Below are 24412 nucleotides of genomic sequence, written 5' to 3' on the forward strand. Positions count from 1 at the left end.
AAGACACTCATGGACAATATCAGCGCACTCCTCCAGGACCCCGCAGCCTGGGTCGCACTCGTGACGCTCGTCGTCATGGAGATCGTGCTCGGCATCGACAACCTCATCTTCATCTCGATCTTGACCAACAAGCTGCCGACGGAAATGCGTGAGAGCGCGCGGCGCATCGGGATCGGGCTTGCGCTGGTCATGCGACTGGCCTTGCTCGGCACGGTCGCCTGGATCGTTCAGTTGACCACCCCCGTCTTCGAGCTCTTCGGCCAAGGCTTCTCTTGGAAGGATATGATCCTGATAGCCGGTGGCCTCTTCCTCGTCTGGAAGGCAACGAAGGAAATCCACCATGCCGTAGACCCGGTTGACAAGGAAGAGGACTTCATCGCCTCTACCGCAGCGACGACCTTCACCAGCGCCATCGGCCAGATCCTGCTGCTCGACCTCGTCTTCTCGATCGACAGTATTATTACTGCCGTCGGCATGACGCCGCATGTCCCGATCATGGTCGTCGCAGTGGTTGCGGCTGTGACCGTCATGCTGGTTGCCGCGACCCCGCTTGCCAACTTCATCGAGAAGAACCCGACCATCGTCATGCTGGCGCTCGCCTTCCTGATGATGATCGGCATGACCTTGATCGCAGAGGGCATGGGTTTCCATGTGCCCAAGGGTTATGTCTATGCTGCCATGGCTTTCTCGGCACTCGTCGAGGTGCTGAACATGTTTGCGAGGCGCAAGCGCGAGCGGGACAAGTTGGCCAAGGCGGTTTCGCACTGAGCTGTCGCTGAATTGATAAGAAGACCTGTCGTGAGATGGGCCTTCTTTCCCTGCGCCGATATACTCGACCGGACCACCTCCTGCGTACATGGCAGCATGAGCCCCACCGGCAGCAGCAACGCCTGAAAACCGCGCAAAGAAAAACCTGCGTCGGCGGGACGCAGGTTTTCCTTGGGGGCGGGGACTTGGGGAGAGCGCAGGCCGGACGGTTAAGGGGCTCGTCTGCCAATTCGTTGGCCAGGGAGAGAAACCGGAAAAACCTCCCTGTTCCCCATATCCCGTCGCGTCCGGTTGGCACGGCCTGCGCTCTGCCATAAGAACGCGGCATATGACGTCCGGTTCCGCGCTTTGCAGAAAAATTTCGAAATTTTCCGCAACGGCCTCCGAAGCGCCTGTTTCCGTGGTTTTTCTTGACGCACGGCCATGAATATGGCCTTAAGGCCTCGCGGTGGAACAGGCGGCCTCTGGGCCCTACCCTGTCCCTCGCAGGCCATCATCGGCAGTCTCACAATTTTTCGATCCAGCGCCAAGGCGCCAGGTCCCCCGCACGCACCACGAGCTGAATTTCATGACCACATCAGGCGTCCGCGTCCGCATCGCACCCTCCCCGACCGGCGAACCCCATGTCGGCACCGCGTATATCGCGCTGTTCAACTACCTCTTCGCCAAGAAATTCGGCGGTGAATTCATCCTGCGCATCGAGGACACCGATGCGACGCGTTCGACAGCCGAATTCGAGCAGAAGGTGCTGGACGCCTTGAAGTGGACCGGCCTCACCTGGTCGGAAGGCCCTGATGTCGGCGGCCCCTACGGCCCCTATCGCCAGTCCGAGCGCAAGGACCTTTACCGCCCCTTCGTCGACAAGATGCTCGACAATGGCGGCGCCTTCCATTGTTTCTGCACACCGGAACGGCTGGAGAGCATGCGCGAAGCCCAGCGCGCCGCCGGCAAGCCGCCGGGTTACGACGGCCACTGCCTTCACCTGAAGGCCGAGGAAGTCACGAGCCGCGTTGCCGCAGGTGAGCCGCATGTCGTGCGCCTGAAGGTACCGACCGAAGGCTCTTGCGATTTCCACGACGGCGTCTATGGCGACGTCTCGATCCCCTGGGAAAGCGTCGACATGCAGGTGCTCCTGAAGGCCGACGGCATGCCGACCTATCACATGGCAAACGTCGTCGACGACCACATGATGAAAATCACCCACGTCGCGCGTGGCGAAGAGTGGCTGGCATCCGTGCCGAAGCACATCTTGATCTACAAGCATCTTGGCCTTGAGCCGCCGGTCTTCATGCACCTGTCGCTGATGCGCAATCACGACAAGTCGAAACTGTCGAAGCGTAAGAACCCGACCTCGATCTCCTACTACTCGGCGCTCGGCTACCTGCCGGAAGCGCTGATGAACTTCCTCGGCCTGTTCTTCATCCAGATCGCCGAAGGCGAAGAGCTTCTGACCATGGAAGAGCTGATCGAGAAGTTCGATCCGGACAACCTCTCCAAGGCCGGCGCGATCTTCGACATCCAGAAGCTCGACTGGCTGAACGGCCGCTGGCTGCGCGAGAAGCTGACGCCGGAAGAGTTTGTTGCCCGCGTGCTCGACTGGGCACAGGAAAACGACCGGCTCGTCGAAGGCCTGAAGCTTGCCCAGAGCCGCGTCACCAAGCTCGGCGAACTGCCGCCGCTCGCCGGCTTCCTGCTCGCAAACGACGTCGGCCTGACGCCCGCCTCCTTCGGCGGCCTGAAGACCAGCCCGGCCGAGACGCTCGAAATCGTCACCACCGTTCAGGCGGATCTCGAAAAGATCCTCGAATGGAATGTGACGACCATCGAGGAAGAACTGCGTGCGATCTCCGACCGCATGGGCAAGAAACTCCGCGTCGTCACCCCGCCCCTCTTCGTCGCCGTCTCCGGCAGCCAGCGCTCGCTGCCGCTGTTTGACAGTATGGCGCTGCTCGGCCGCTCGGTCGTGCGCCAGCGTTTGAAGGTGGCGATCCAGGTGCTGACCGCGATGGCGGGTGCACAGAACTAACGACTGAGTGCCGCCTCAAGGGGCGGTGCAGAAACGACCCCCCTCTGCCCTGCCGGGCATCTCCCCCACACGGGGGGAGAGCGGGCAAGCCCGATACGGCGGAGACCACAGTCTCCCCCCTTGTGGGGGAGATGTCACGAAGTGACAGAGGGGGGGTGAAATACACTCCAGGCCGATCCGAGGCGATACCCGATGACCGAACAGACCACCGAAACCGCCCTTTCCTCAGACCCGACGGAAGTCCGCCGCCAGAAGCTTGCGCTGTTGCGCGAACAGGTCGGCGACGTCTATCCGGCGCATTTCCACCGCACGATGACCAATGCGGAATTTGCCGAGAAATACGCGAGCCTCGAGCTGGACGAAACCTCTGAGGATATCATCACGGTCGCCGGCCGCGTCTATTCCTCGCGCAATTCCGGCATGTTCATGGATATCCATGACGCCTCGGGCAAGATCCAGATCTTCTCCCACAAGGATACGACGCCGGAAGAAGCCCGCGCGCTTCTGCCGATGATCGACCTCGGCGACATCATCGGCGTGAAGGGTCAGGTCCGCCGGACCAAGCGTGGCGAGCTGACGATCAACGCCCATGAAATCACCATGCTGACCAAGACGCTCCTCCCCATGCCGGAGAAGTATCACGGCCTCGCCGACATCGAGCTGCGCTACCGCAAGCGCCACCTCGACATCCTCACCAATGAGGAATCCAAGCTCCGCTTCCAGCAGCGCTCGAAGATCGTCTCCGGCATCCGCCGCTTCCTTGAGGGCGAAGGCTTCCTCGAAGTCGAGACGCCGATGCTGCAGACCGTCTATGGCGGCGCAACGGCCGAGCCCTTCAAGACGCACCACAACACGCTGAAGATGGACATGTTCCTGCGCATCGCGCCGGAACTGTTTCTCAAGCGCACCCTGGTGTCGGGCCTTGCCGACAAGGTGTTCGAGGTCAACCGCAACTTCCGCAACGAAGGTGTGTCGACCCGCCACAATCCCGAATTCACCATGATGGAATGCTACTGGGCCTATGCTGACTATGAGGACATGATGGGCCTCGTCGAGCGCATGTTCGAGACGCTCGCCATCGGCATCCACGGCACGACCGACCTCACCTTCGGTGACAAGCAGCTCTCCTTCAAGGGCCCGTTCAAGCGCGTGCCCATGCCCGACGCCGTCAAGGAAGCAACCGGCATCGATTTCCTCGCGATGAAAACCGACGAGGAAGCACGCACGGCCGCCAAGGCCGCCGGCTTTGAGGTCGAGAAGGACTGGACCTGGGGCGAATGCCTCGCCTTCATCTTCGAGGAAAAGGTGGAGGGCACGCTGATCCAGCCGAGCCACGTCACCCATTTCCCGAAGGACATCTCGCCCTTCGCCAAGGAAGTGCCGGGCGAACCGCGCCTCGTCGAGCGTTTTGAAACCTATTGCAACGCCTGGGAAGTCGGCAACGCCTTCTCTGAACTGAACGACCCGGAAGAGCAGCGCAAGCGCATGGTCGAGCAGCTCGAACAGGCCCATTCGCGCGGCGAAAAGGACAAGCAGTTGGACGACGAATTCCTCGACGCCATCGACCAGGGCATGCCGCCCGCAGGCGGCCTCGGCATCGGCGTCGACCGCTTGATCATGCTGCTCACCAACGCCCCGTCGATCCGCGACGTCATCCTCTTCCCGGCGCGGCGCAACCGCAACGACTGAGCGGCATATCAACTTCAAAAACAGAAGCCCCGGTCCTGAGGACCGGGGCTTTTGTGTTTCTTGACTGCGGTTGGAGGTCGCGCCGGCCCAGGCAATGTCACCGATCAGTGATCGACCTTGGCATGCTCGTCGGCCTTGTCCTTCGACTTCGGCGGCAGGATCGCCTCGTCTTCGGCGGGAGCGCCATGACCATCCGATTTATGGCTGTCGCCCGGCTTTGCGGCGTGCTCTTCGGTTGCAGCATGACCATCGGCCGCAGCCCCATGCTCTTCAGGCTTGGCGGCCGGCGCCGCACCGTCAGGCGTGATCGGCTGGGCGCGCATCTTTTCGAGCCAGGCGGCGCCATGATCAGTGGTCGCAGCAGCGTCTGAACCACCGGCCGGCTCGACCTTCGCGGCCGCATCCTCGACTGGAAGTTCTTCTTCGGCGCCACCAAGACCGACCATGCTCTTGATTGATGCGAACCAGCCCTCACCTTCGGCGGGCGCCTCTTCGGCAACCGGCGCCTCAGCGGCAGGCCTCGCTTCGGTATGCGCGACCTGTTCTGCGGCATGCTCGGGCGGCGGCGCATGAGCCGCATCTGTAGCCGACTCCTCCCCATGCGCGACATCAGCCGGTTCCGCATGATCCTCAGCCGGCGCCTCGTGACCCTCGGCCACCGCGCCATGGTCATCAGCGGGCGCCGCATGACCATCCTCCGGTACTGCATGTCCTTCGGCAGGGGTCTCGTCTCCACCGAGACCGACCATGCCCATGAGCGAGGCCATCCAGCCCTTGCTTTCTTCGCCACCATGTTCGGCAACCGGAGTTTCCTCGCCATGTTCGCCGACTGGTTCATCACCATGGCCCTCGGCTTCGCCGTGCCCTTCTGCGACGCCGTGACCATCGGCCGGCTTTTCGCCATGGGCATCGTCGGCGCCGTGAGCGGCCTTGTCACCATGACCGTCGGCATTCGCCCCGTGGCCTTCGGTCTCCGGCAACAGGCTCTCGGGCTTCCCGCAATCCGTCTGGTCGCTGAGCTTGGCGACGAGCGCCTGAATATCCTCTTCCAGCATATCGATACGCTCGCCGAAGAACTCGCCATTGGGCGCGGCTGATCCATCGACATACCGCGCCGTCAGCATCCGTGCGCTGACATCCTCCGGCACATGGCTCGGATCGGGCACATAAATGACATCGGCTCCAACGGCACGACCGCGCATGCCCGAGCGATCCTTCGGACCGCTGACGTCGAGCACGACCACCTGTACCAGGTCGGCCTTCTTCGTTTCCTGCAGGGTCTTCGCCACGCGAAGCGCGGTCTTGACGCGGGCAAGTCCGTCGCCGGGCTCATCTGTGGTAATGAATTTGCGGACCCAGAAGCGATCCTTTTTGTGGATCTCGACGGTCTTCACCTCGGTGCATTCGAGGCCATTCAACTCCGCATAGGAGGGCCCGAGTAGCTTGTCGGCACCGATATAGACGGCAGCGGCACCGGTGCCGCCGAGGGTCACGAGGACCCCGCCCAAAATCAGCATGAGCTTTCGTGAAAGGTGGATCTTGGGCACCTTCACGCTTGGAACTCCGCCATGACACTGTCCCGACTGTTTACGCAATACTGGAAACCATCATACGCGCCTCTCCTTGCAGAACCTTTAACCCAGCCTTTCCACTTCCGGCACAGTTCGTGCGCGGCTCTTTTTGCGAATGATTTGCAAAAGCATTGACATCGGCTTGGAGCGCGATAGATTTTAATGCGAATGACTTGCAAGAACAGGAATGGACCATGGTCTCAAAGCTTGCCTGCCGTCTTTTCGCCCTTGCGCTGATGCTGCCGGGGGCGGCGTTTGCCAACGATAAGCCGAAGGTCGTCACCACCTTCACCGTGATTGCCGATATCGCTCAGAATGTTGCAGGCGACGCGGCAACCGTGGAAAGCATCACCAAGCCCGGCGCAGAAATCCACGGCTACCAGCCGACCCCGCGTGACATCCTGAAGGCCCGCGACGCCGACCTCGTGCTGCGCAACGGTCTGAACCTCGAAGCCTGGTTCGAGAAATTCCTCGCCAATCTCGGCGATGTGCCAGCTGTTACCGTCAGCGATGGCATCGAGCCGATTGGCATTGCCGGCGGCGCCTATGACGGAAAGCCGAATCCACATGCCTGGATGTCGCCCGAAAATGCACTCATCTATGTCGAGAACATCCGCAAGGCGCTGACCGACATCGACCCGGCGAATGCCGCGATCTACGAGGCCAATGCCCGCACCTATTCGGACAAGATCCGAGCGGAAATCGAGCCAATGCAGGCGGAAATCGCCAAGATTCCCGAGAACGAGCGCTTCCTTGTGACAAGCGAAGGCGCCTTCTCTTACCTGGCTCGCGATCTCGGCATGAAGGAACTCTATCTCTGGCCAATCAATGCCGATAGCCAGGGCACACCCCAGCAAGTCAAGGCTGTCGTCGACCAGGTGATCGAAAACAAGATCCCCGTCGTATTCTCCGAGAGCACCGTATCCGACAAGCCGGCCCAACAGGTCGCAGCCGAAACCGGGGCACGCTACGGGGGCATTCTTTACGTGGACTCCCTGAGTGAGCCCGACGGCCCTGTCCCGACCTATCTGGATCTCTTGAAGGTGACGGTTTCGACCATCGTGAAGGGTTTTGCCGGATGATCATGGGATCGGGCACGAGACGCAGCCGCGAAGGGATCGCCGCAGAGGATGTGACGGTGACCTATCGCAATGGTCACACCGCCCTGCGCCACGCGAGCTTTGCCATCCCGCCCGGAACCATCACCGCTCTTGTCGGCGTCAACGGCGCCGGCAAGTCAACGCTTTTCAAGGCGATCATGGGCTTCGTGCCGGTTGCCTCAGGCGAAATCCGCGTGCTCGGCATGAGCGTGCGCGAAGCCCTGAAGAAGAACTTGGTCGCCTACGTCCCCCAGGCGGAAGAAGTCGACTGGAACTTCCCCGTCCTCGTCGAAGACGTCGTGATGATGGGCCGCTACGGCCACATGAACTTCCTCCGCATCCCCTCGAAACGCGATCACCAGCTGGTTGATGAAGCGCTTTCCCGCGTCGGTATGGGCGATTACCGCAAACGCCAGATCGGCGAGCTCTCCGGCGGCCAGCGCAAGCGCGTCTTCCTAGCAAGGGCACTCGCCCAGGAAGGCCAGGTGATCCTGCTCGACGAACCCTTCACCGGCGTCGACGTCACCACCGAAGAACAGATCATCGGCCTGATGAAGGATCTGCGCGACGAAGGCCGGGTGATGCTGGTTTCGACCCACAATCTCGGCAGCGTGCCGGATTTCTGCGACCGGACGATCTTTGTGAAGGGCACGGTCATCGCCTCCGGCGAGACCGAGGACACCTTCACCGAGGACAATCTGAAGACGGCCTTTGGCGGCGCACTGCGCCATTTCGTGCTGGCTGGCCGCGACCTGCACGACGACGATGATGGCCGCGAGGTCACCGTCATCACCGACGACGAACGCCCCTTCGTGATCTATGGGCAGCCGAAACCAGGAGCATCAGATGCTCGCGACCCTGGTTGAGCCCTTCACCTACGACTACATGCGCAACGCCATTCTGGTGAGCGCACTCGTCGGTGGCGTCTGCGGCTTCCTCTCGGCCTATCTGATGCTGAAGGGCTGGTCTCTGATCGGCGATGCACTCTCCCATGCCATCGTGCCCGGCGTTGCCGGAGCCTATATGCTGGGTCTGCCTTTTGCGTTCGGAGCTTTCATGTCGGGCGGACTGGCAGCGATGGCCATCCTCTTCCTCAACCAGCGCACAAAGCTCAAGGAAGACGCGATCATCGGCCTGATCTTCACCTCATTCTTCGGCCTCGGCCTCTTCATGGTGTCGATCTCACCCGTCTCGATCGACATCAAGACTATTGTGCTCGGCAATATCCTCGCGATCACGCCAGCCGACACGCTGCAGCTGATCCTGATCGGCGGCGTAAGCCTCATCGTATTGGCGCTGAAATGGAAGGACCTGATGGTCACCTTCTTCGACGAGAATCACGCCCGCTCGATCGGTCTTAAACCCGAACGCCTCAAGGTGATGTTCTTCACTTTGCTGGCCGCCTCCACCGTCGCCGCTATGCAGACCGTTGGCGCCTTTCTCGTCATCGCCATGGTCGTGACCCCCGGCGCCACCGCCTATCTGCTCACCGACCGCTTCCAGCGCCTGATCCTGCTGGCGCTCGGAATCGGTGCCGGCACCAGCTTCATTGGCGCCTATGCCAGCTACTTCCTCGACGGTGCGACCGGCGGCATCATCGTCGTCCTGCAGACGGTGATCTTCCTGCTGGCGTTCCTGTTTGCGCCCAAGCACGGCGTTCTCGCCGCCCGCAGCCGCGCCCGTGAAGCGTTGGAGCCCTTGCCTCCCGCATCGACGGCAGAGCCGCATCGTTTAGCCGAGGAGCACCCTGCATGAGCGAAACCCTCGAACTCGCCATCCTCCCCTTCCAGCTGCCCTTCATGCAGACTGCTTTCCTGGTCACGGTGATGATTGCCATTCCGATGGCGCTTCTCTCCTGCCTGCTGGTGCTCAAAGGCTGGTCGCTGATGGGCGACGCTGTCTCCCATGCCGTGCTGCCCGGAGTCGTGGTCGCCTATATCGCCGGCATTCCGCTTGCCATCGGCGCCTTCATCGCCGGCCTCGTCTGTGCACTCCTCACAGGCTTCATCAAGGAGAACAGCCGCATCAAGGAGGACACGGTGCTTGGCATCGTCTTCTCCGGCATGTTCGGCCTCGGCCTGGTGGTGTATGTCCAGGTCGAAAGCGCTGTGCATCTCGACCACATCCTCTTCGGCGACATGCTGGGCATCCTGACCTCAGACCTCGTGGAAACCGGCCTGATCGCCCTCTTCGCCACCGCATTCCTTGTCGTCTTGCGCAAGGATCTGCTGGCGCATGCCTTCGACCCGCAACATGCCCAGGCAATCGGCCTTTCTGTGCGCCTGCTCCATTACGGGCAGCTTGCCGTGCTTTCGCTGGTCGTCGTCGGCGCCTTGAAGGCCGTTGGCATCATCCTTTCGGTCGCCATGCTCGTTGCCCCCGGCGCCATCGCCTTCCTGCTCACCAAGCGCTATGCCACGATGCTGGTGACAGCTGTGGTCGTTGCAGTCTCTTCTTCGCTGGCGGGCATCTATCTGAGCTTCTTCATCGACAGCGCACCCGCCCCGACCATCGTCCTGATCATGAGCGGCGTCTTCATCGTCACGTTCGTAATCGGCCAGATCCGCAGCCGGACCACCGAGGCAAGCGTCTAAACCCGTCCCACTTCCTCGGCCCGGCGCGCACGACGCGACACCACCCATTCCCGCCAGACGGTGAAAAGCCCGGCACCGACGACGATGACGGCGCCCACCACCGTGTTCCAGCGCAACACTTCGCCAAAGACGGTGACGGCGATCATCGCGCCCAGCACCAGCTGCCAATAGGAGATCGGCTGGACGATGACCGCATCGAGGTTTTCATAGGCCTTGATCAGCGCAAGATGCCCGATGATCCCCGTGCAGCAGAGGCCGATCATCAGGCCCCATCCCACCGGCGTGAACGGCGTCCAGAAGAAAGGACCGAGCAGGTTCGAGCCGATGAAGCCGACGATCGCGAGATAGAAGAAGCTGGTCGACGGCTGGTCGTCGCGGCTGACAAGGCGGGTGACGATGCCATAGACCGCGCCGAGCACCGCGCAGATCAGCGGCAGCCAGATATAAGAATTGAACCCGTCTCCATCAGGCGCAAGCATGATGACGACCCCGACGAGGCCGAAGAGGATCGCGGTCCAGCGCCGCCAGCCGACCTTTTCGCCAAGGATCGGCATGGAAAGAAGCGCGACGAAGATCGGGCCGGCTGCGAAGATCGCCTGGCTCTGCGCCAGCCCGACCTGGGTGAAGGCGACGATCGAGATCAGGATCTGTGAAAACAGGATGAGACCGCGCAGCAGTTGCAGGACAGGCCGCTGGGTATTCACCGCCGCTCGCAGCCCGCCGGACGAGCGCATGGCGAGTACCAGTGCAAAGGCGACGAAAGCCCAGTAGCGCACCATCGCCACCTGCACCGGCGAATGGGTCTCGCCGAGGTGCTTCGAAAGACCGTCCTGAATGGCGAAGACGGAAAAGGCGAGAAAGGTGAAGAGATAGCCGAGCGGCGTCGATTTCATGGGACGAAAATGCTTTGCACGAGGAGGGATCCGTGGGCGAACCAACGGCGCGGGCATGCTGATCCTACACCTTGACCACGTCTTGCCTAGTGCAGTTTTGCAAAGCTGCCATGTAACCTGACAACCTATCGCCTGATAAAGGTCGATCAGCTTGCCTCGGACCGGGCGCCGTGCTTCATAAGGCCATGGCCTTCACCCTCCGTCAGTTGCAGTATTTCGTCGCCGTTGCCGAACAGGGGTCGGTGACGCGCGCCGCCCAAAACCTGTTGATCTCCCAGTCATCCGTCACCGAGGCAATCAAGGAACTCGAGGGCGATCTCGGCGTCGAACTCTTCGAGCGCCACCCACGCGGCCTGACGATCACCTATAACGGCCACCAGTTTCTCCGCCACGCAACGAAGATTTTGGCCGATGTCTCGGACGCCCGCAACGTTTTCACCGAGACCCAGAACAGCACCGGCGGCACGCTGAACATCGGTGTGACCTCCCTCGTCGCAGGCTACGTCCTCTCTGATCTGCTCGCCCGCTATCGCCGCGCCTGCCCCGGCGTCGAAGTCTCCGCCATCGAGGACAACGGCTCCTATCTCGAACACCTGCTGATCGGCGGCGAACTGGATGTCGCCGTTATGGTTATCTCCAACCTGCGCGACCGCATGGCGTTGCAGGCCGAGATCCTCGAAACCTCGCCCTACCGCCTCTGGCTCCCCATCGGCCACCCGCTGGTTTCGGCGGATATCATCTCGGTCCAGGACATTGCCCGCGAACCGCTGATCATGCTGACGGTGGACGAAATCGAAGAGAATACCGGCAAGCTCCTATCGGCTCTCGGCGCCCGCCCCCATGTCGCCTTCCGCACCCGTTCGGTGGAGGCCGTCCGTAGTCTCGTCGCGACCGGCGCCGGCGTGGCGCTTCTGCCCGATCTCGTCTACCGCCCCTGGTCGCTCGAAGGCGACCGCATCGAAAGCCGCGACGTCTCCGGCGCGCTGCCGGTGGTGCAGGTCGGCATGGTCTGGCGCAAGGGCTCCAGCTTGCCGCAATCGGCGCGGGACTTCGTCGGCATTGCCGAGGCGAGCCGCAGTGGACGGGTAAGGTAATCACCCGCAGCAACTGCCCCTCATCCCCCTGCCGGGACCTTCTCCCCGCAAGCGGGGAGAAGGCGGAGACGGCGGCCACATCGGCCTTCTCCCCGTTCACGGGGAGAAGGTGGCGGCAGCCGGATGAGGGGCAACCAGCAACATCCGCCGAAACCACCCTTACTATCGGAAAAACCGATATCGGCATTCTGACGAATGAATTTGCGAATGCGGTTTATTCGCGGCAACTTTCTTTCCGGGAACATAAAGCCGCAAAACGCGGCCCTCACAACCGGGAGACCTCGCGATGAAATCTCTTCTGAAGTCTTGCACTGTCCTCGCCTCTGTACTGAGTATGACCACCGCCGCTGTCGCCCAGGAGCCTTTGCAGGCACTCGGAGCCGGCGAAGGCGCCCTCTCCATCGTCGCCTGGGCCGGCTATATCGAGCGCGGCGAAACCGACAAGAATTTCGACTGGGTCACCGAATTCGAGAAAAAGACCGGCTGCATGGTCTCGGTCAAGACCGCCGCCACCTCGGATGAAATGGTCGCCCTGATGAACGAAGGCGGCTTCGACCTCGTCACCGCCTCTGGCGATGCGTCGCTGCGCCTCGTTGCCGGCAAGCGCGTCCAGCCGATTAACACGGCCCTCATCCCCTCCTGGAGCACCATCGACGAGCGCCTGCAGAACGCCCCCTGGCACACCAAGGACGGTGTCCATTACGGCACGCCTTATGTCTGGGGGCCGAATGTCCTGATGTATAACACCCAGGCCTTCGGCGACAAAGCGCCCGACAGCTGGAACGTCGTCTTCGAAGAGATGACGCTTGCCGACGGCAAGTCCAACAAGGGCCGCGTCCAGGCCTATGACGGCCCGATCCATGTGGCTGACGCGGCCAACTACCTGATGTTCCACAAGCCGGAACTCGGCATCAAGGACCCCTTCGAACTGAACGAAGACCAGTACAAGGCAGCCCTTGATCTCCTGCGTGTCCAGCGCACGCTAGTCAGCCGCTACTGGCACGACGCCTTCATCCAGATCGACGATTTCAAGAACGAAGGCGTGGTCGCCTCAGGATCCTGGCCCTTCCAGGTCAACCTGCTGAAGGCCGACCAGCCGATCGCCTCGGTCTTCCCGAAGGAGGGCGTCACCGGCTGGGCCGACACGACCATGCTGCATGCCGAGAGCGAACACCCGAACTGCGCCTATATGTGGATGGAGCATTCGCTGTCGCCCAAGGTTCAGGGTGATGTTTCCGCCTGGTTCGGCACGGTTCCCTCCGTCCCCGCCGCCTGCAAGGGCAATGCGCTCCTGACCGACGAAGGCTGCAAGAACAACGGCTACGAGAACTTCGAACAGATCAAGTTCTGGAAGACCCCGGTCTCCAAGTGCGAAAGCCAGGGCGAATGCGTCCCCTACCACCGCTGGGTTTCCGACTACATCGGCGTGATCGGCGGACGTTAACATCCCACCTCCCCCTTGAGGGGGGAGGTCGCGCGGAACGCGCGGGTGGGGGTGATCTACGGTTCAACTGAACTCTGATGGTCACCCCACCCCGGACCTTCGGTCCGACCCTCCCCCTCAAGGGGAGGGTGTAGACCCCCGCTGGCCTTCTGCCGGCACCCTACTGAAATTCTGGAGCCACCATGACCGCAGCCGTCTCCTTCTCGAAGGTCTCGCGCCATTTCGGCAGCGTCAAAGCCGTCGATGCCGTCGACCTGACGGTCGAGCCAGGCGAATTCTTCGCCATGCTCGGTCCATCAGGTTCCGGCAAGACGACCTGCCTGCGCCTGATTGCCGGCTTCGAACAGCCGACTTCAGGCCATATCGAGATCTTCGGTGAAACCGCAGAAGGCGTGCCGCCCTATCGCCGCAACGTCAACACGGTGTTCCAGGACTACGCCCTCTTCCCGCACTTGAACATTCTCGACAATGTCGCCTATGGCCTGATGGTCAAAGGCGTCGGGAAAGCGGAGCGCCACCGCGAGGCCGAACAGGCGCTCGAAATGGTGAAGCTCCCCGACTACGGCGCCCGCAAGCCCGGCCAACTCTCCGGCGGCCAGCGCCAGCGCGTGGCCCTCGCCCGGGCGCTGGTCAACAAGCCCAAGGTCCTGCTGCTCGACGAGCCGCTCGGCGCACTGGATCTGAAGCTGCGCGAACAGATGCAGGAAGAGCTGAAAAGCCTGCAGCGTTCGCTCGGCATCACCTTCGTCTTCGTCACCCACGACCAGGGCGAAGCGCTCTCGATGGCCGACCGCGTCGCTGTCTTCAATGACGGCAAGATCGTTCAGGCCGGCACGCCGCACGAGATCTACAACCGCCCCCGTACCCGCTTCGTTGCCGATTTCGTCGGCTCGTCGAATGTGATTGCACCGGAAGCGATGAAGGCGCTCGGCGGCGAAGCCCGCTGGACGAGCCTGCGCCCCGAAGCCATCCGCATCGTCTCGGAAGGCGGCATCGAGGCGACCGTGCGCTCGACCAGCTTCCTCGGCGCCTCGACGAAGATCTTCGTCGAGACGGCAGTGACCGCTCTCACCGTCTCGCTGCCCGCTGGCCAGGCCGCACCGCAAGCCTGCGAAAGCATCCGCATATCCTGGTCTCCATCAGACCCGCATTACATGGAGGCCGGCGCATGACGACGATCTCCGCGCCCGCCATTACCCCTGGCCGTCAGGGCCTGATGGGGCGGCTCTCGGATCTGTTCTGGCGGCGGCCCAACCTGCTGCTGGTACTGATGCTGGTGCCGCCCCTGCTCTGGCTCGGCATCATCTATGTCGGCTCGCTGATCGCACTCCTCCTGCAGAGTTTCTTCTCGATCGACGAGTTCTCCGGCCTGATCAATTACGAATTCACGCTCGCGACCTATGGAGAACTCTTCCGACCAGCCAATTTCGACATCATCCTGCGCACGCTGCTGATGTCGGCCGCCGTCACCCTCGCCTCTGCCGTCATCGCTTTCCCGATCGCCTACTACGCCGCGCGCTATGCCCGGGGGCGCTGGAAAGCCGTCTTCTATCTCGGCATCATGCTGCCGCTCTGGTCGAGTTATCTCGTCAAGGTCTATGCCTGGAAGCTGATCCTCGCCAAGGAAGGCATCCTCACCTGGATCTTCGCCAAGCTGCATCTGACCTGGCTTCTCGAAGGCTTGCTCGCCATACCCGTCATCGGCGGCAACTCCCTGTCGATCAGCTATCTCGGCACCTTCATCGTCTTCGTCTATGTCTGGCTGCCCTTCATGATCCTGCCCACCCAGGCGGCCCTGGAACGCGTACCCGGCAACCTGATCGAAGCTTCGGGCGATCTCGGCGCGGATAGCCGCCAGACCTTTCGCCATGTGCTCTTTCCCTTGGCGCTGCCCGGCATTGTCGCCGGCTCGATCTTCACCTTTTCGCTGACCATGGGCGATTACATCATTCCACAGATCGTCGGCACCTCGCGCCTCTTCATCGGCCAGGCCGTCTATGCCCAGCAGGGCACGGCGGGCAACATTCCGCTCGCGGCCGCCTTCTCGGTCGTCCCGATCGTCATCATGGGCATCTACCTCACCATCGCCAAACGCATGGGGGCTTTCGATGCGCTCTGATCGCTCCCAGTCCGCCGGTCTGTCCTTGAAGATGGCCGCCGCTGCAGGCCTTGCCTTCCTGCATCTGCCGATCCTGCTGATCTTCGTCTATGCTTTCACCACGGAGGAAAAAAGTTTTCAGTGGCCGCCACCGGGCTTCACCACAAAATGGTTCGCCGTCGCCTGGAACCGCCCAGACATCTGGCAAGCCCTGACGCTCTCGGTGAAGGTGGCGAGCATCGCCACCGTGATTGCGCTCGTTCTCGGCACGCTCGCAGCCGCCGCCGTCGCCCGCACGAAATTCTTCGGCCGGGAAGTCATTTCGCTGCTGGTCATCCTGCCGATCGCGCTGCCCGGCATCATCACCGGCATTGCGCTGCGCTCGGCCTTTTCGCTGGCGGAGATTCCCTTCTCCTTCTGGACGATCATCCTCGGCCACGCGACCTTCTGCGTCGTCGTCGTTTACAATAACGCCGTCGCCCGCTTCCGCCGCACCTCCGGCTCGCTGATCGAGGCCTCGATGGATCTCGGCGCCGATGGCTTCCAGACCTTCCGCCATGTGATCCTGCCGAACATCGCAACCGCCCTGCTGGCCGGCGGCATGCTTGCCTTCGCGCTGTCCTTCGACGAGGTCATCGTCACCACATTTACCGCCGGCCAGCAGTCGACCCTGCCGATCTGGATGCTGGAAGAACTGATCCGCCCGCGCCAACGTCCGGTCACCAATGTGGTCGCGATGATCGTCGTGATCGTCACGTTCCTGCCGATCCTGGCAGCCTACTATCTGACCCGCGACACCGACCAGATCGCCGGCAGCGGCAAATGATGAACCACCGGCGACGCCTCTTGTTCAAGGGCAATGCCGCAATTGAAGTCTGATAAAAGGGAGAACGACATGGACACCCAGATGCTGATCGGCGCCAAGTTCGAAGCCGGCACAGAGACGGACGAAAAGATTCTGAACCCCAAAACCGGCGATGTCATCGTCGATCTCCCCGAGGCCTCGCTCGCCCAGGTCGAGGAAGCCGTGGACGCTGCCGAAGGCGCCTTCGTCTCCTGGTCGCAGACGACCCCCGGCCAGCGCGCCGGCTATCTGCTGGCGATCGCCGACGCGATCGAGAAGGACGCCGCCGCGTTTGCCGCCCTTGAAAGCCTCAACTGCGGCAAGCCGATCAACGCCGTGCTCAACGATGAAATCCCGGCGATCGTCGACTGCTACCGCTTCTTCGCCGGCGCGATCCGGACGCTTCAGGCGCCGGTCTCGGGCGAATATCTGCCGGGCTTCACCTCGATGATCCGCCGCGATGCCGTCGGCGTCATCGGCTCGATCGCGCCCTGGAACTACCCGCTGATGATGATGGCCTGGAAGCTCGCGCCGGCACTCGCCGGCGGCAACACCGTGGTCTTCAAGCCCTCGGAACAGACGCCGCTGACGGCGCTGAAGCTCGCCAAGGTCATGGCGGACATCCTGCCCGAGGGCGTGGTCAATGTCGTGCTCGGACGCGGCGAAAGCGTCGGCAATGCGCTGATCAACCACCCGAAGATCGCGATGGTCTCGATCACAGGCGATATCGCAACGGGTAAGAAGGTCCTGACGGCGGCAGCCAAGACCGTGAAGCGCACCCATCTCGAACTCGGCGGCAAGGCCCCGGTCATCGTGCATGACGATGCCGATATCGACGCCGTCGTCTCGGCAATCCGCACCTTCGGCTATTACAATGCCGGCCAGGACTGCACCGCCGCCTGCCGCATCTACGCGAGCGACAAGATCTATGACCGCTTCGTCGCCGACCTCGCCAGCGCCGTCTCGACCATCAAGTTCAACCAGGCCGACGACGCCGAAAACGAGATCGGCCCGCTGATCTCCAAGCGCCAGCGCGACCGCGTCGAAAGCTTCGTGACGCGAGCTGCCGAACACAAGCACATGGAAGTCGTGACCGGCGGCAAGCTCGGCTCCGACAAGGGCTTCTTCTACACGCCCACCGTCATCGCCGGCGCGACGCAAGACGACGAGATCGTCCGCCGCGAAGTCTTTGGCCCCGTCGTCTCCGTCACCCGCTTCACCGAAGCCGAACAGGCCGTCGCCTGGGCCAATGACAGCGACTACGGCCTTGCTTCTTCCGTCTGGACCAAGGATATCTCCCGCGCCATGCAGACCGCCGCCAAGCTGCGCTACGGCTGCACCTGGATCAACACCCACTTCATGCTCTGCAATGAAATGCCCCATGGCGGCATGAAGCAGTCGGGCTATGGCAAGGACATGTCGATGTATGCGCTGGAGGACTACACGACCGTCCGCCATGTGATGATCGCGCATTGAGCTGAGGGCTCTCGCAAGGAGAATGCCAGGCGGGCCGCGGGCCTCGCCTGGCAAATACCTGACCGCCTGTTTACCCTGACAGACCAAACCGGTGGCAGCCCGGCGCTCTCCTTCGTATCATGGAGCGGAATCAGGAGAGCCACATGCGCCGCCATCGGAAAGAGATCAGACACCGGAGCCGCAAGACCCTCATCGCGGTCGCGGTCCTTCTGTGTGTCGCGCCACTCTTTGCCACCCCGTCGGCTGCGCAGCAGCCCCAAGTCATTCCCGCGCCCGATCTCGGCGGCGGCGGCGGCTTGATGACAGACACCTATCTCTGGCATGTCCGCGGCCTGCCACCCGGCCAGCGCCTTCCCGTATACTCCGGCGCCGGTCCCAATTTCCGGATTATCCATGCCCTCGACGAGGGCACGCCGATCGAACGTCTTTCCTGCCGCGACAGCCGCGGCGGCTATTGGTGCCGTGTCGCCACCGTCGACCGCGTCCGCATATCCGGCTGGGTCGACGGCCGCTTCCTGCTCGAGGAACCCGGTTTCGCGCCGCCTGACGACGTGCGCAATCCCTCCTTCGAGCCTGAAATCCTCATCGATCCCTTCGCGAGACCCAGGCGGCCCTGAACGAGAAGACACGCCTCACTCGCCCCGCCCCTCGCCGGGACGGTCCCGCTCGTACCGATGCTCCACCGGAAACCCCGGCAGCCAGCGCTCCCGTCGGATTGTCCAGAGCTCGTAGCTCGGCTGGAAGAGGTTTGTGTCGTCGAAGGAGCCGATATTGAGTTCGACCTCGTCGCCGCTTCGATTGAAGACGCGCGATCCGCAGGTCGGGCAGAAGCAGCGAGCGTCATACATCTGCGGCTCGCCGGTGACCTCCACTTGATTGTCCGCATAGATCGCCGCCGCATAAAAAAGCGCGCCGTGATATTTCCGGCAATCGAGGCAATGACAGATGCCGACCCGGTCGGGATCGCCTTTAGCCTCGAACCGCACCTTGCCGCAGGCGCAGCCGCCCGTCAGGATCGCCATATCCGTCCTCCCTTCAAGATTGCCACCACTCTGGCACAAACGAAAAATGGCCGCAGCTTTCGCTACGGCCATTTCCGAACTCTGGACTGCCGGATCGGTTTCCCGGGTCAGGCGGCAAGCGCCTTGGCGATCTGGCCGCGCAGCGTATCCATATCCTTGGCAAACCCGCGAATGCCTTCGGCCAACTTCTCGGTCGCCATCGCGTCCTGGTTCATCGCCCAGCGGAAGGCCTTTTCATCGAGCGAGACATGCGGCTCAGCCTTGACCGTGTCGGGCGACAGCGCCCTGGCAAGCGTGCCCTGGTCCGCATTCAGTTCGTCGAGCAGCTGCGGGCTGATGGTCAGGCGGTCGCAACCGGCCAAGGCTTCGATTTCGCCGGCATTGCGGAACGAGGCGCCCATGACGATGGTGCCGATGCCGTTTGCCTTGTAGTAATTGTAGATCGATCGGACAGAGACGACGCCCGGATCTGTTTCGGAAGTGTAGTCCTCGCCGGTCGACTTCTTGTACCAGTCAAGGATACGACCGACGAAGGGCGAAATCAGGAAGACCTTGGCTTCGGCGCAGGCAATTGCCTGGGCCTTGGAGAAGAGCAGCGTCAGATTGCAGTCGATGCCTTCCTTCTGCAACACTTCGGCAGCGCGAATGCCTTCCCAGGTCGAGGCGAGCTTGATCAGGATGCGATCCTTCTCGATGCCGCGTTCCTTATAGCCGGCGATGATCTGGTGGGCCTTGTCGATCGATGCCTTGGTGTCGAAGGAGAGGTCGGCGTCGACTTCGGTCGACACGCGGCCCGGAACCAGTTCGGCCAAGGCAGCACCGACGGAGATTGCCATGCGGTCGGCAATCGCGCCGATAACGGCATCATCCTGGCCACCCTTGGCCTTGCCCCAGGTGATGGCTTCCTGAAACGCATCCTTGAACGCGTCGGTGCCGAGCGCCTTCAGAACGATCGACGGATTGGTGGTGCAATCGACCGGCTTCAAGCGGCGGACGGCCTCGATGTCACCGGTATCGGCGACGACGGTCGTCATGGAACGAAGCTGTTCGAGTTTCGAGGTCATCGGGTCATCCTTCGGCTGCGCGAAAAGCGTTGGCGACCGGCATCGAAACGCCGGTCTCGTTGTCTGGACTATCGCCATCGGCAGACGGCAAAGTCAAGACATATGTCCTTTGAATTTGACATAAGTACCACAAGAACGGATAGTGCCCGCTGGAAGTTCCCCATTCGAGAGAGATCTTGGCCAAGCTCCGACGCGAGACCCACACCACCCTTTCGGACGCAGCCGCGCTGCGCATCCGTGCCGCCTGGCTTTATTACAACGAGGGCCTGACGCAGAAGGACGTGGCCGACCGTCTCGGCATCAGCCGCTCGACCGTCATCCGCATGCTGGAGGAAGCCCGAAAGCGGGCTGAAGTGCAGATCTGGATCAGCGACGGGGTGGCCGACTGCGTTGATCTCGCCGTGCGGCTGGAGAAGGCCTATGGGCTCGACGAAGCGGTCGTCGTCCCCTCGCCCGACAGCCAGGATGCAGCCTTGATCGCCAAGGCGGTCGGCCTTGCCCTCGGGCAGTTTCTGACCGAAGCCATCACCAACGACATGACGATCGGCGTCGGCTGGGGCCGCACCATGACGGCGTCGCTCGGTGGTTTCCGCTCACCCGGCCGTGAGAACTGCAAGGTAATCTCACTGCTCGGCGGCATCGTCGCCGTGCGACAGACCAATCCGATCGACTACACCTGGCGGCTGGCAAGCCAGCTCGGCGCCGAATGCTACATGTTTCTCGCGCCGCTGCTCGTCGATTCCGTTGCGACCAAGCGCGCGCTGATCGAGGACTGTGGGTTGAAGGCGATCTACGACCTTGCCGAGAACCTCGACCTCGCTATCGTCTCCTGCGGCGACATCGGCCCGCATTCCACCTCGCTCTCCGAAGGCTTCATCAGCCAGCAGACCCTGATGGAGCTGGTCGACGCGGGCTGCGTCTGCGACACCATGTTCAACTTCCTCGATGCCCACGGAGACTCCGTCGCCCACCCGATCAACGAGCGGGTGATGTCTGTCGATTTGGACACGCTGAAGAAGGCGAAACACATTGTGTTGTCTTCAGGCGGTGCGCATCGCGCCAAGGCCATCAGGGCAACGATCCGGCGGATCGGGTGCAATACGCTGATTACCGACGAGGCGGCGGCGCGGGAGTTGTTGGCGCTGGCGGGCTAGAGCTGCTCCGGCCAAGCTCGGGCGCCATGCTGAACGAAGAGAACTTGGACATGATCTTCCCGCACTCGGTAGGCGACGATGTATCCAAGATCAGCCAGCACCAGTTCGCGTGTGCCCTCGATCTCGCCGCGTCGTCCGAGGAAAGCATTCTGCGTCAACAGGCGCTGTGTCCTTGAGTGAATGGATCGGACGATACGGGCCGCCGCAGCAGGGTTGCGCTCAAAGAGGTAATCGCCAATGGCGGCGAGTTCTCGAACATAACGCCGCGTCCAGACGATACGCATGGTTTCAGGAAGAGCCGTACTTGTTCAACACGGCTTCAATCTCGGTCTCGCTGGCAAATTCGCCGCGATCGGCCTCCGACAGGCCTTCGAGCACGCCGGAAACCCACTGCTCCTGCCAGGCGAGCGAGCGGCCCTGGGAGAGCGCATCCTCGACGATCTGATCGCGAGACAGATTGCTCCGCTCGACGAGGCTGTCGATCCGGCGGCTGATGTCGTCAGGGAGTTGAACCGTATTGCGCATGATCCATCCTCTCACAGAAGCGCAATTTCGAAAAGCGTCACAGTCACCCCTTCCCCGCCTCCCAGCCGAGCATGGCCCGCTTGCGGGTCAGCCCCCAGTGATAACCGGTCAGGGCTCCGCTCTTGCCGAGCGCCCGGTGACACGGCACGACGAACGAGATCGGATTGCGTGCGACGGCCGCACCCACGGCGCGGCTGGCCGTCGGCTGGCCGATTTTCTGGGCGATGTCGGAATAGGTGACGGCCTTGCCGAGCGGGATCTGCAGAAGGCTTTCCCACACACGGATCTGGAAGTCGGAGCCGATCAGCACGACGCGCAAGGGTTCCTCCGCCGACCAGCGCTCGGGATGGAAGACACGGGCGGCATAAGGCGCCGTAGCCTCGATATCCTCGACATAGTGCGCATTTGGCCAGCGCTGTGCCATGTCGTCGAAACAGACGACCTCGCCGCCCTCATCAGCAAAGGCGAGCCCAGCCAGCCCGCGCTCGGTGATCATGACAAGCGCCAGTCCGAAGGGCGACGGGTGGTAGCCATAGCGGATGGTGAGACCTGCCCCACGCGCCTTCCATTCGCCAGGGCTCATGGCCTCATGCGTGACGAACAGATCATGGAGACGACCGGGGCCGGAGAGGCCGAGTTCAAGAGAGGTCTCGAGAAGCGGCAGTTCCTCGCGCCCCAGCAGCCGCTTGGCATGGTCGAGCGTCACGGCCTGCAGGAAGGCTTTGGGGCTAAGCCCCGCCCAGCGCGTAAACGTCTTCTGCAATTGTGTCGGGGACTGGCCGAGCCGCTCGGCGATGACCTCCAGCGATGGCTGGCTCTGATAGTCGAGCGTCAGCATCTCGATCACCCGCCGCACGGTCTCATAGTCAGAGCCATCAGGCGTGATGTCGGTAGAGCCGGAAAGGTCGATCTGTTGCGCAAGCGTCATGGCGAAATCCTCAATCTGAGCAGGACTTCATCACGGGCAAGCCTTGAGCGCCACCCGTTTCTTGCGCCGATGTCAGGCACTCAGATCCGCTGCTTGGCCGTCGCAAGTGCCCCAGTGAGGGCCTTGGCAAAGCTTTCGCGATCATCCGGGTTGAGGAAGGAGCCGACATCAGTACCTCGGCCCTCGCCGCTCACCACCATTGATGTGATGCCAAACTCATCATGGCGGTGCACGAAAAACCGCGCCCAGAGCGTCTTGAAGGTGTGTTCGGTCATCCGGCCCGCCGGCGTGAATTTGCGGATCGACAGGTTGGTGCGAGACACCGTCACCTCTTCACGGGCTCGGGCCGCACGGTAGTTCAGCCAGAAGGCACCATAGAGCAGCAGGAAGTCGAGCCCGAAGAACAATCCGATTGGCCATGCCCCGGTCGCCATGAAGAAGACCGCGTGGAGGAGGCACACGGTTCCGGTGACGGCGAAGAGGATGCGATACCCCTTGCGGCCAAGCGACCGGTAGGGTGTCAGTTCCGCTGCGAAAATCGGCTGATCTGCCGCCTGCTCGAGATTGCCTTCCATCACCGCGCCCGACTATAGGTTTTCCATGACTGAAGCGAAGCCGAAATCCAGCACCCAAACTTTGAAAAAGTCAAATCCTGCGACCCGTCGCAAGCCGGCGACACGCCGTCGCACAGCCTATTCGCGGGCCGAACTGGAGGAGATCTTTCGCCGCTTCTCGATCCAGAGGCCGGAGCCAAAGGGCGAGCTGGAACACGTCAACCCGTTCACGCTGGTCGTTGCCGTGGCACTGTCCGCTCAGGCGACCGACGCTGGCGTAAATAAGGCGACCCGCGCCCTCTTCAAGGTGGCCGACACGCCGGAAAAGATGCTGGCTTTGGGCGAGGAAAAGGTCCGCGAATACATTAAGACCATCGGGCTTTTCCGCAACAAGGCAAAGAACGTCATCGCACTTTCGCAAAAGCTGGTGGACGACTTCGGAAGCGAAGTGCCACGCACACGCGAGGAACTGGTGACGCTGCCCGGGGTCGGGCGAAAGACGGCGAACGTCGTGATGTCCATGGCCTTCGGCATCCCGACCATGGCCGTCGATACGCATATTCTCAGGATCGGCAACCGCATCAAGCTCGCGCCCGGCAAGACTCCGGACGAGATCGAGGAGATCCTGATGCGGATCATCCCCGAAGAATACCTCTTCCACGCCCATCACTGGCTGATCCTGCACGGGCGCTACTGCTGTAAGGCACGGCGCCCCGAATGTGAAAAATGCGTGATCGCCGATATCTGCAAGTCGCCGGAAAAGACCTGTGACGTGCCAGCGCCGCTGGTCGAACTGCCGCCGCAGGTCTTCAACGCGGCCGAGGAGTAGCGCTCACCGAGCGAGCGCCATCCCGCGCGGCGAGCGCCTTGTGCAGATGCACCATCAGACCGGCGGCGAACAAAGGCGTGAGTAGGTTGACGATCGGCACGGCCAGGAAAAGCGCGATCACGAGGCCCGCCATGAACACCGTGCCGGAATGCCGCGAACGCAAGAGCTTCGCCTCTTCGACACTCCGGAAGCGCATGGCAGCGAACTCGAAGAATTCACGACCGAGCAGATAGCCGTTCACCAGGAAGAAGGCTATGATGTTGATGCCCGGGATGAAGAGCAGCATCAGCGCGAAGAGATTGCCGACGATGACCACGCCGAAGAACTTGATCGAGGCGACGATCGCCTGGCCCATCGGCATCGCCGTGCCGGACGGATCGCTGGGGTAGTCGCGCTTCTCGACGACTTCTGCGACATCGTCGAGAAACAGGCCTGCGATGATCGCGGTCACCGGCGACAGTAACAGCGCAAGACCAAGTGCCAGCCCGATGCTGGCCAGAATGCCGAAGATGAAGGTCAGCCAGCCCGCCCAATCCGGCAGTTCCGGGACGACGCCCTGGATGAGGGGCATGATGAAGGCGATGAAGGTCTCACGCAGCCCGAACCACAGACCGATCAAAACGAGGATCGTCAGACCGAGTGTCTTCCAGAAGACCGTGCGCGTCTCCGGCGCAAACAGGTTGCGCAGCGACATCATGGCAGCGTCAAAGATCATCGGAGGCCTCCTTCATCAACAGCC

Annotated in this window: 25 protein-coding genes; 16 read left to right on the plus strand and 9 right to left on the minus strand. The window is 62.2% G+C overall.

The genetic code is table 11. The features are described 5' to 3' along the window. The first annotated feature begins 9 nt into the window (after positions 1-9). The 3 genes from ACQKP1_RS16415 to lysS all read left to right on the plus strand — a co-directional run bounded on the left by ACQKP1_RS16415 (position 10) and on the right by lysS (position 4483). On the plus strand, positions 10-768 hold the full coding sequence (locus ACQKP1_RS16415) for a TerC family protein (protein ID WP_427276075.1): 759 nt from the start codon (positions 10-12) through the stop codon (positions 766-768). Positions 769-1336: 568 nt separating this feature from the next. Then, the gene (gene gltX / locus ACQKP1_RS16420; protein WP_427276076.1) at positions 1337-2794 is read left to right on the plus strand and encodes a glutamate--tRNA ligase; all 1458 of its coding nucleotides are present in this window, start codon (positions 1337-1339) and stop codon (positions 2792-2794) included. Positions 2795-2986: 192 nt separating this feature from the next. Further along, entirely contained in the window at positions 2987-4483 is a 1497-nt protein-coding gene (lysS, locus tag ACQKP1_RS16425; RefSeq protein ID WP_427276077.1) for a lysine--tRNA ligase, read from the plus strand. Between the two features lie 104 nt (positions 4484-4587). Here lysS and ACQKP1_RS16430 read toward each other — a convergent pair whose 3' ends face one another. Further along, positions 4588-6000, minus strand: a complete 1413-nt coding sequence (locus ACQKP1_RS16430) for a hypothetical protein (RefSeq protein WP_427276078.1) — start codon at positions 5998-6000, stop codon at positions 4588-4590. Positions 6001-6248: 248 nt separating this feature from the next. Between ACQKP1_RS16430 and ACQKP1_RS16435 the strand changes: the two genes are divergently transcribed. From ACQKP1_RS16435 to ACQKP1_RS16450, 4 genes are read left to right on the plus strand one after another with little or no spacing between them, the layout of a single operon-like run. After that, complete coding sequence (locus ACQKP1_RS16435) at positions 6249-7136, plus strand: metal ABC transporter substrate-binding protein (RefSeq protein ID WP_427276079.1); 888 nt, start codon at positions 6249-6251, stop codon at positions 7134-7136. Beyond that, complete coding sequence (locus tag ACQKP1_RS16440) at positions 7133-8020, plus strand: manganese/iron ABC transporter ATP-binding protein (protein ID WP_427276080.1); 888 nt, start codon at positions 7133-7135, stop codon at positions 8018-8020. The genes ACQKP1_RS16435 and ACQKP1_RS16440 overlap by 4 nt, the downstream gene beginning before the upstream one ends. Next, positions 8001-8909, plus strand: coding sequence for a metal ABC transporter permease (locus ACQKP1_RS16445; RefSeq protein ID WP_427276081.1), 909 nt, complete (start codon positions 8001-8003; stop codon positions 8907-8909). Before ACQKP1_RS16440 ends, ACQKP1_RS16445 begins: the two co-directional genes overlap by 20 nt. Beyond that, entirely contained in the window at positions 8906-9748 is an 843-nt protein-coding gene (locus tag ACQKP1_RS16450; protein WP_427276082.1) for a metal ABC transporter permease, read from the plus strand. The genes ACQKP1_RS16445 and ACQKP1_RS16450 overlap by 4 nt, the downstream gene beginning before the upstream one ends. Here the strand turns inward: ACQKP1_RS16450 and ACQKP1_RS16455 are convergent. After that, positions 9745-10641 carry a DMT family transporter gene (locus ACQKP1_RS16455; RefSeq protein ID WP_203017658.1) on the minus strand — a complete coding sequence of 299 codons (897 nt, stop codon included), beginning with the start codon at positions 10639-10641 and terminating at the stop codon, positions 9745-9747. The genes ACQKP1_RS16450 and ACQKP1_RS16455 overlap by 4 nt on opposite strands. A 185-nt stretch (positions 10642-10826) precedes the next feature. Between ACQKP1_RS16455 and ACQKP1_RS16460 the strand changes: the two genes are divergently transcribed. The 7 genes from ACQKP1_RS16460 to ACQKP1_RS16490 all read left to right on the plus strand — a co-directional run bounded on the left by ACQKP1_RS16460 (position 10827) and on the right by ACQKP1_RS16490 (position 18214). Continuing rightward, positions 10827-11735, plus strand: a complete 909-nt coding sequence (locus ACQKP1_RS16460; protein WP_203019793.1) for a LysR family transcriptional regulator — start codon at positions 10827-10829, stop codon at positions 11733-11735. 286 nt (positions 11736-12021) lie between these two features. Next, the gene (locus tag ACQKP1_RS16465; protein WP_427276083.1) at positions 12022-13179 is read left to right on the plus strand and encodes an ABC transporter substrate-binding protein; all 1158 of its coding nucleotides are present in this window, start codon (positions 12022-12024) and stop codon (positions 13177-13179) included. 182 nt (positions 13180-13361) lie between these two features. Next, a complete protein-coding gene (locus ACQKP1_RS16470) occupies positions 13362-14351 on the plus strand; it encodes an ABC transporter ATP-binding protein (RefSeq protein WP_427276084.1) in 990 nt (329 codons plus the stop codon). Then, complete coding sequence (locus ACQKP1_RS16475; RefSeq protein WP_427276085.1) at positions 14348-15298, plus strand: ABC transporter permease; 951 nt, start codon at positions 14348-14350, stop codon at positions 15296-15298. Before ACQKP1_RS16470 ends, ACQKP1_RS16475 begins: the two co-directional genes overlap by 4 nt. Next, positions 15288-16103, plus strand: coding sequence for an ABC transporter permease (locus tag ACQKP1_RS16480; RefSeq protein ID WP_203017662.1), 816 nt, complete (start codon positions 15288-15290; stop codon positions 16101-16103). The genes ACQKP1_RS16475 and ACQKP1_RS16480 overlap by 11 nt, the downstream gene beginning before the upstream one ends. A 69-nt stretch (positions 16104-16172) precedes the next feature. Continuing rightward, the gene (locus ACQKP1_RS16485) at positions 16173-17597 is read left to right on the plus strand and encodes a gamma-aminobutyraldehyde dehydrogenase (RefSeq protein WP_427276086.1); all 1425 of its coding nucleotides are present in this window, start codon (positions 16173-16175) and stop codon (positions 17595-17597) included. Between the two features lie 143 nt (positions 17598-17740). Next, on the plus strand, positions 17741-18214 hold the full coding sequence (locus tag ACQKP1_RS16490) for an SH3 domain-containing protein (protein ID WP_203017664.1): 474 nt from the start codon (positions 17741-17743) through the stop codon (positions 18212-18214). Between the two features lie 15 nt (positions 18215-18229). Here ACQKP1_RS16490 and ACQKP1_RS16495 read toward each other — a convergent pair whose 3' ends face one another. Together ACQKP1_RS16495 and tal are read right to left on the minus strand one after the other, a co-directional pair. Further along, the gene (locus ACQKP1_RS16495; RefSeq protein ID WP_427276087.1) at positions 18230-18619 is read right to left on the minus strand and encodes a GFA family protein; all 390 of its coding nucleotides are present in this window, start codon (positions 18617-18619) and stop codon (positions 18230-18232) included. A 107-nt stretch (positions 18620-18726) separates the two neighbouring features. Then, positions 18727-19683 (minus strand): transaldolase, encoded by a 957-nt coding sequence (gene tal, locus ACQKP1_RS16500; RefSeq protein WP_112244052.1) that lies wholly within the window; start codon positions 19681-19683, stop codon positions 18727-18729. Between the two features lie 176 nt (positions 19684-19859). Here tal and ACQKP1_RS16505 point away from each other — a divergent pair, with 176 nt between their 5' ends. Beyond that, positions 19860-20837, plus strand: coding sequence for a sugar-binding transcriptional regulator (locus ACQKP1_RS16505; protein ID WP_427276088.1), 978 nt, complete (start codon positions 19860-19862; stop codon positions 20835-20837). Here ACQKP1_RS16505 and ACQKP1_RS16510 read toward each other — a convergent pair. The 4 genes from ACQKP1_RS16510 to ACQKP1_RS16525 form a co-directional block, all read right to left on the minus strand. After that, positions 20834-21121, minus strand: coding sequence for a type II toxin-antitoxin system RelE/ParE family toxin (locus ACQKP1_RS16510; RefSeq protein ID WP_427276089.1), 288 nt, complete (start codon positions 21119-21121; stop codon positions 20834-20836). The two genes, ACQKP1_RS16505 and ACQKP1_RS16510, sit on opposite strands and share 4 nt — an antisense overlap. A 4-nt stretch (positions 21122-21125) precedes the next feature. Continuing rightward, on the minus strand, positions 21126-21362 hold the full coding sequence (locus ACQKP1_RS16515; RefSeq protein WP_427276090.1) for a CopG family ribbon-helix-helix protein: 237 nt from the start codon (positions 21360-21362) through the stop codon (positions 21126-21128). A 43-nt stretch (positions 21363-21405) separates the two neighbouring features. Then, positions 21406-22290 (minus strand): methylated-DNA--[protein]-cysteine S-methyltransferase, encoded by an 885-nt coding sequence (locus ACQKP1_RS16520; RefSeq protein WP_427276091.1) that lies wholly within the window; start codon positions 22288-22290, stop codon positions 21406-21408. Positions 22291-22370: 80 nt separating this feature from the next. Next, on the minus strand, positions 22371-22865 hold the full coding sequence (locus ACQKP1_RS16525) for a DUF2244 domain-containing protein (RefSeq protein ID WP_203017671.1): 495 nt from the start codon (positions 22863-22865) through the stop codon (positions 22371-22373). A 25-nt stretch (positions 22866-22890) separates the two neighbouring features. Here ACQKP1_RS16525 and nth point away from each other — a divergent pair, with 25 nt between their 5' ends. Next, complete coding sequence (gene nth, locus ACQKP1_RS16530; RefSeq protein WP_203017673.1) at positions 22891-23673, plus strand: endonuclease III; 783 nt, start codon at positions 22891-22893, stop codon at positions 23671-23673. Here the strand turns inward: nth and ACQKP1_RS16535 are convergent. Next, entirely contained in the window at positions 23654-24388 is a 735-nt protein-coding gene (locus ACQKP1_RS16535; protein ID WP_427276092.1) for a sulfate transporter family protein, read from the minus strand. The genes nth and ACQKP1_RS16535 overlap by 20 nt on opposite strands. Between the last annotated feature and the right edge of the window lie 24 nt (positions 24389-24412).

Source organism: Allorhizobium sp. NPDC080224 (assembly GCF_050281005.1).
In the GTDB taxonomy this organism is placed as follows: Bacteria; Pseudomonadota; Alphaproteobacteria; order Rhizobiales; family Rhizobiaceae; genus Allorhizobium.

What these genes read in the sequence shown, in the direction of transcription:
- ACQKP1_RS16415 (WP_427276075.1), top strand. Translation starts at nt 10, where the DNA reads ATGGACAATATCAGCGCACTCCTCCAGGACCCCGCAGCCTGGGTCGCA.
- gltX (WP_427276076.1), top strand. Translation starts at nt 1,337, where the DNA reads ATGACCACATCAGGCGTCCGCGTCCGCATCGCACCCTCCCCGACCGGC.
- lysS (WP_427276077.1), top strand. Translation starts at nt 2,987, where the DNA reads ATGACCGAACAGACCACCGAAACCGCCCTTTCCTCAGACCCGACGGAA.
- ACQKP1_RS16430 (WP_427276078.1), bottom strand. Translation starts at nt 6,000, where the DNA reads ATGCTGATTTTGGGCGGGGTCCTCGTGACCCTCGGCGGCACCGGTGCC.
- ACQKP1_RS16435 (WP_427276079.1), top strand. Translation starts at nt 6,249, where the DNA reads ATGGTCTCAAAGCTTGCCTGCCGTCTTTTCGCCCTTGCGCTGATGCTG.
- ACQKP1_RS16440 (WP_427276080.1), top strand. Translation starts at nt 7,133, where the DNA reads ATGATCATGGGATCGGGCACGAGACGCAGCCGCGAAGGGATCGCCGCA.
- ACQKP1_RS16445 (WP_427276081.1), top strand. Translation starts at nt 8,001, where the DNA reads ATGCTCGCGACCCTGGTTGAGCCCTTCACCTACGACTACATGCGCAAC.
- ACQKP1_RS16450 (WP_427276082.1), top strand. Translation starts at nt 8,906, where the DNA reads ATGAGCGAAACCCTCGAACTCGCCATCCTCCCCTTCCAGCTGCCCTTC.
- ACQKP1_RS16455 (WP_203017658.1), bottom strand. Translation starts at nt 10,641, where the DNA reads ATGAAATCGACGCCGCTCGGCTATCTCTTCACCTTTCTCGCCTTTTCC.
- ACQKP1_RS16460 (WP_203019793.1), top strand. Translation starts at nt 10,827, where the DNA reads ATGGCCTTCACCCTCCGTCAGTTGCAGTATTTCGTCGCCGTTGCCGAA.
- ACQKP1_RS16465 (WP_427276083.1), top strand. Translation starts at nt 12,022, where the DNA reads ATGAAATCTCTTCTGAAGTCTTGCACTGTCCTCGCCTCTGTACTGAGT.
- ACQKP1_RS16470 (WP_427276084.1), top strand. Translation starts at nt 13,362, where the DNA reads ATGACCGCAGCCGTCTCCTTCTCGAAGGTCTCGCGCCATTTCGGCAGC.
- ACQKP1_RS16475 (WP_427276085.1), top strand. Translation starts at nt 14,348, where the DNA reads ATGACGACGATCTCCGCGCCCGCCATTACCCCTGGCCGTCAGGGCCTG.
- ACQKP1_RS16480 (WP_203017662.1), top strand. Translation starts at nt 15,288, where the DNA reads ATGCGCTCTGATCGCTCCCAGTCCGCCGGTCTGTCCTTGAAGATGGCC.
- ACQKP1_RS16485 (WP_427276086.1), top strand. Translation starts at nt 16,173, where the DNA reads ATGGACACCCAGATGCTGATCGGCGCCAAGTTCGAAGCCGGCACAGAG.
- ACQKP1_RS16490 (WP_203017664.1), top strand. Translation starts at nt 17,741, where the DNA reads ATGCGCCGCCATCGGAAAGAGATCAGACACCGGAGCCGCAAGACCCTC.
- ACQKP1_RS16495 (WP_427276087.1), bottom strand. Translation starts at nt 18,619, where the DNA reads ATGGCGATCCTGACGGGCGGCTGCGCCTGCGGCAAGGTGCGGTTCGAG.
- tal (WP_112244052.1), bottom strand. Translation starts at nt 19,683, where the DNA reads ATGACCTCGAAACTCGAACAGCTTCGTTCCATGACGACCGTCGTCGCC.
- ACQKP1_RS16510 (WP_427276089.1), bottom strand. Translation starts at nt 21,121, where the DNA reads ATGCGTATCGTCTGGACGCGGCGTTATGTTCGAGAACTCGCCGCCATT.
- ACQKP1_RS16515 (WP_427276090.1), bottom strand. Translation starts at nt 21,362, where the DNA reads ATGCGCAATACGGTTCAACTCCCTGACGACATCAGCCGCCGGATCGAC.
- ACQKP1_RS16520 (WP_427276091.1), bottom strand. Translation starts at nt 22,290, where the DNA reads ATGACGCTTGCGCAACAGATCGACCTTTCCGGCTCTACCGACATCACG.
- ACQKP1_RS16525 (WP_203017671.1), bottom strand. Translation starts at nt 22,865, where the DNA reads ATGGAAGGCAATCTCGAGCAGGCGGCAGATCAGCCGATTTTCGCAGCG.
- nth (WP_203017673.1), top strand. Translation starts at nt 22,891, where the DNA reads ATGACTGAAGCGAAGCCGAAATCCAGCACCCAAACTTTGAAAAAGTCA.
- ACQKP1_RS16535 (WP_427276092.1), bottom strand. Translation starts at nt 24,388, where the DNA reads ATGATCTTTGACGCTGCCATGATGTCGCTGCGCAACCTGTTTGCGCCG.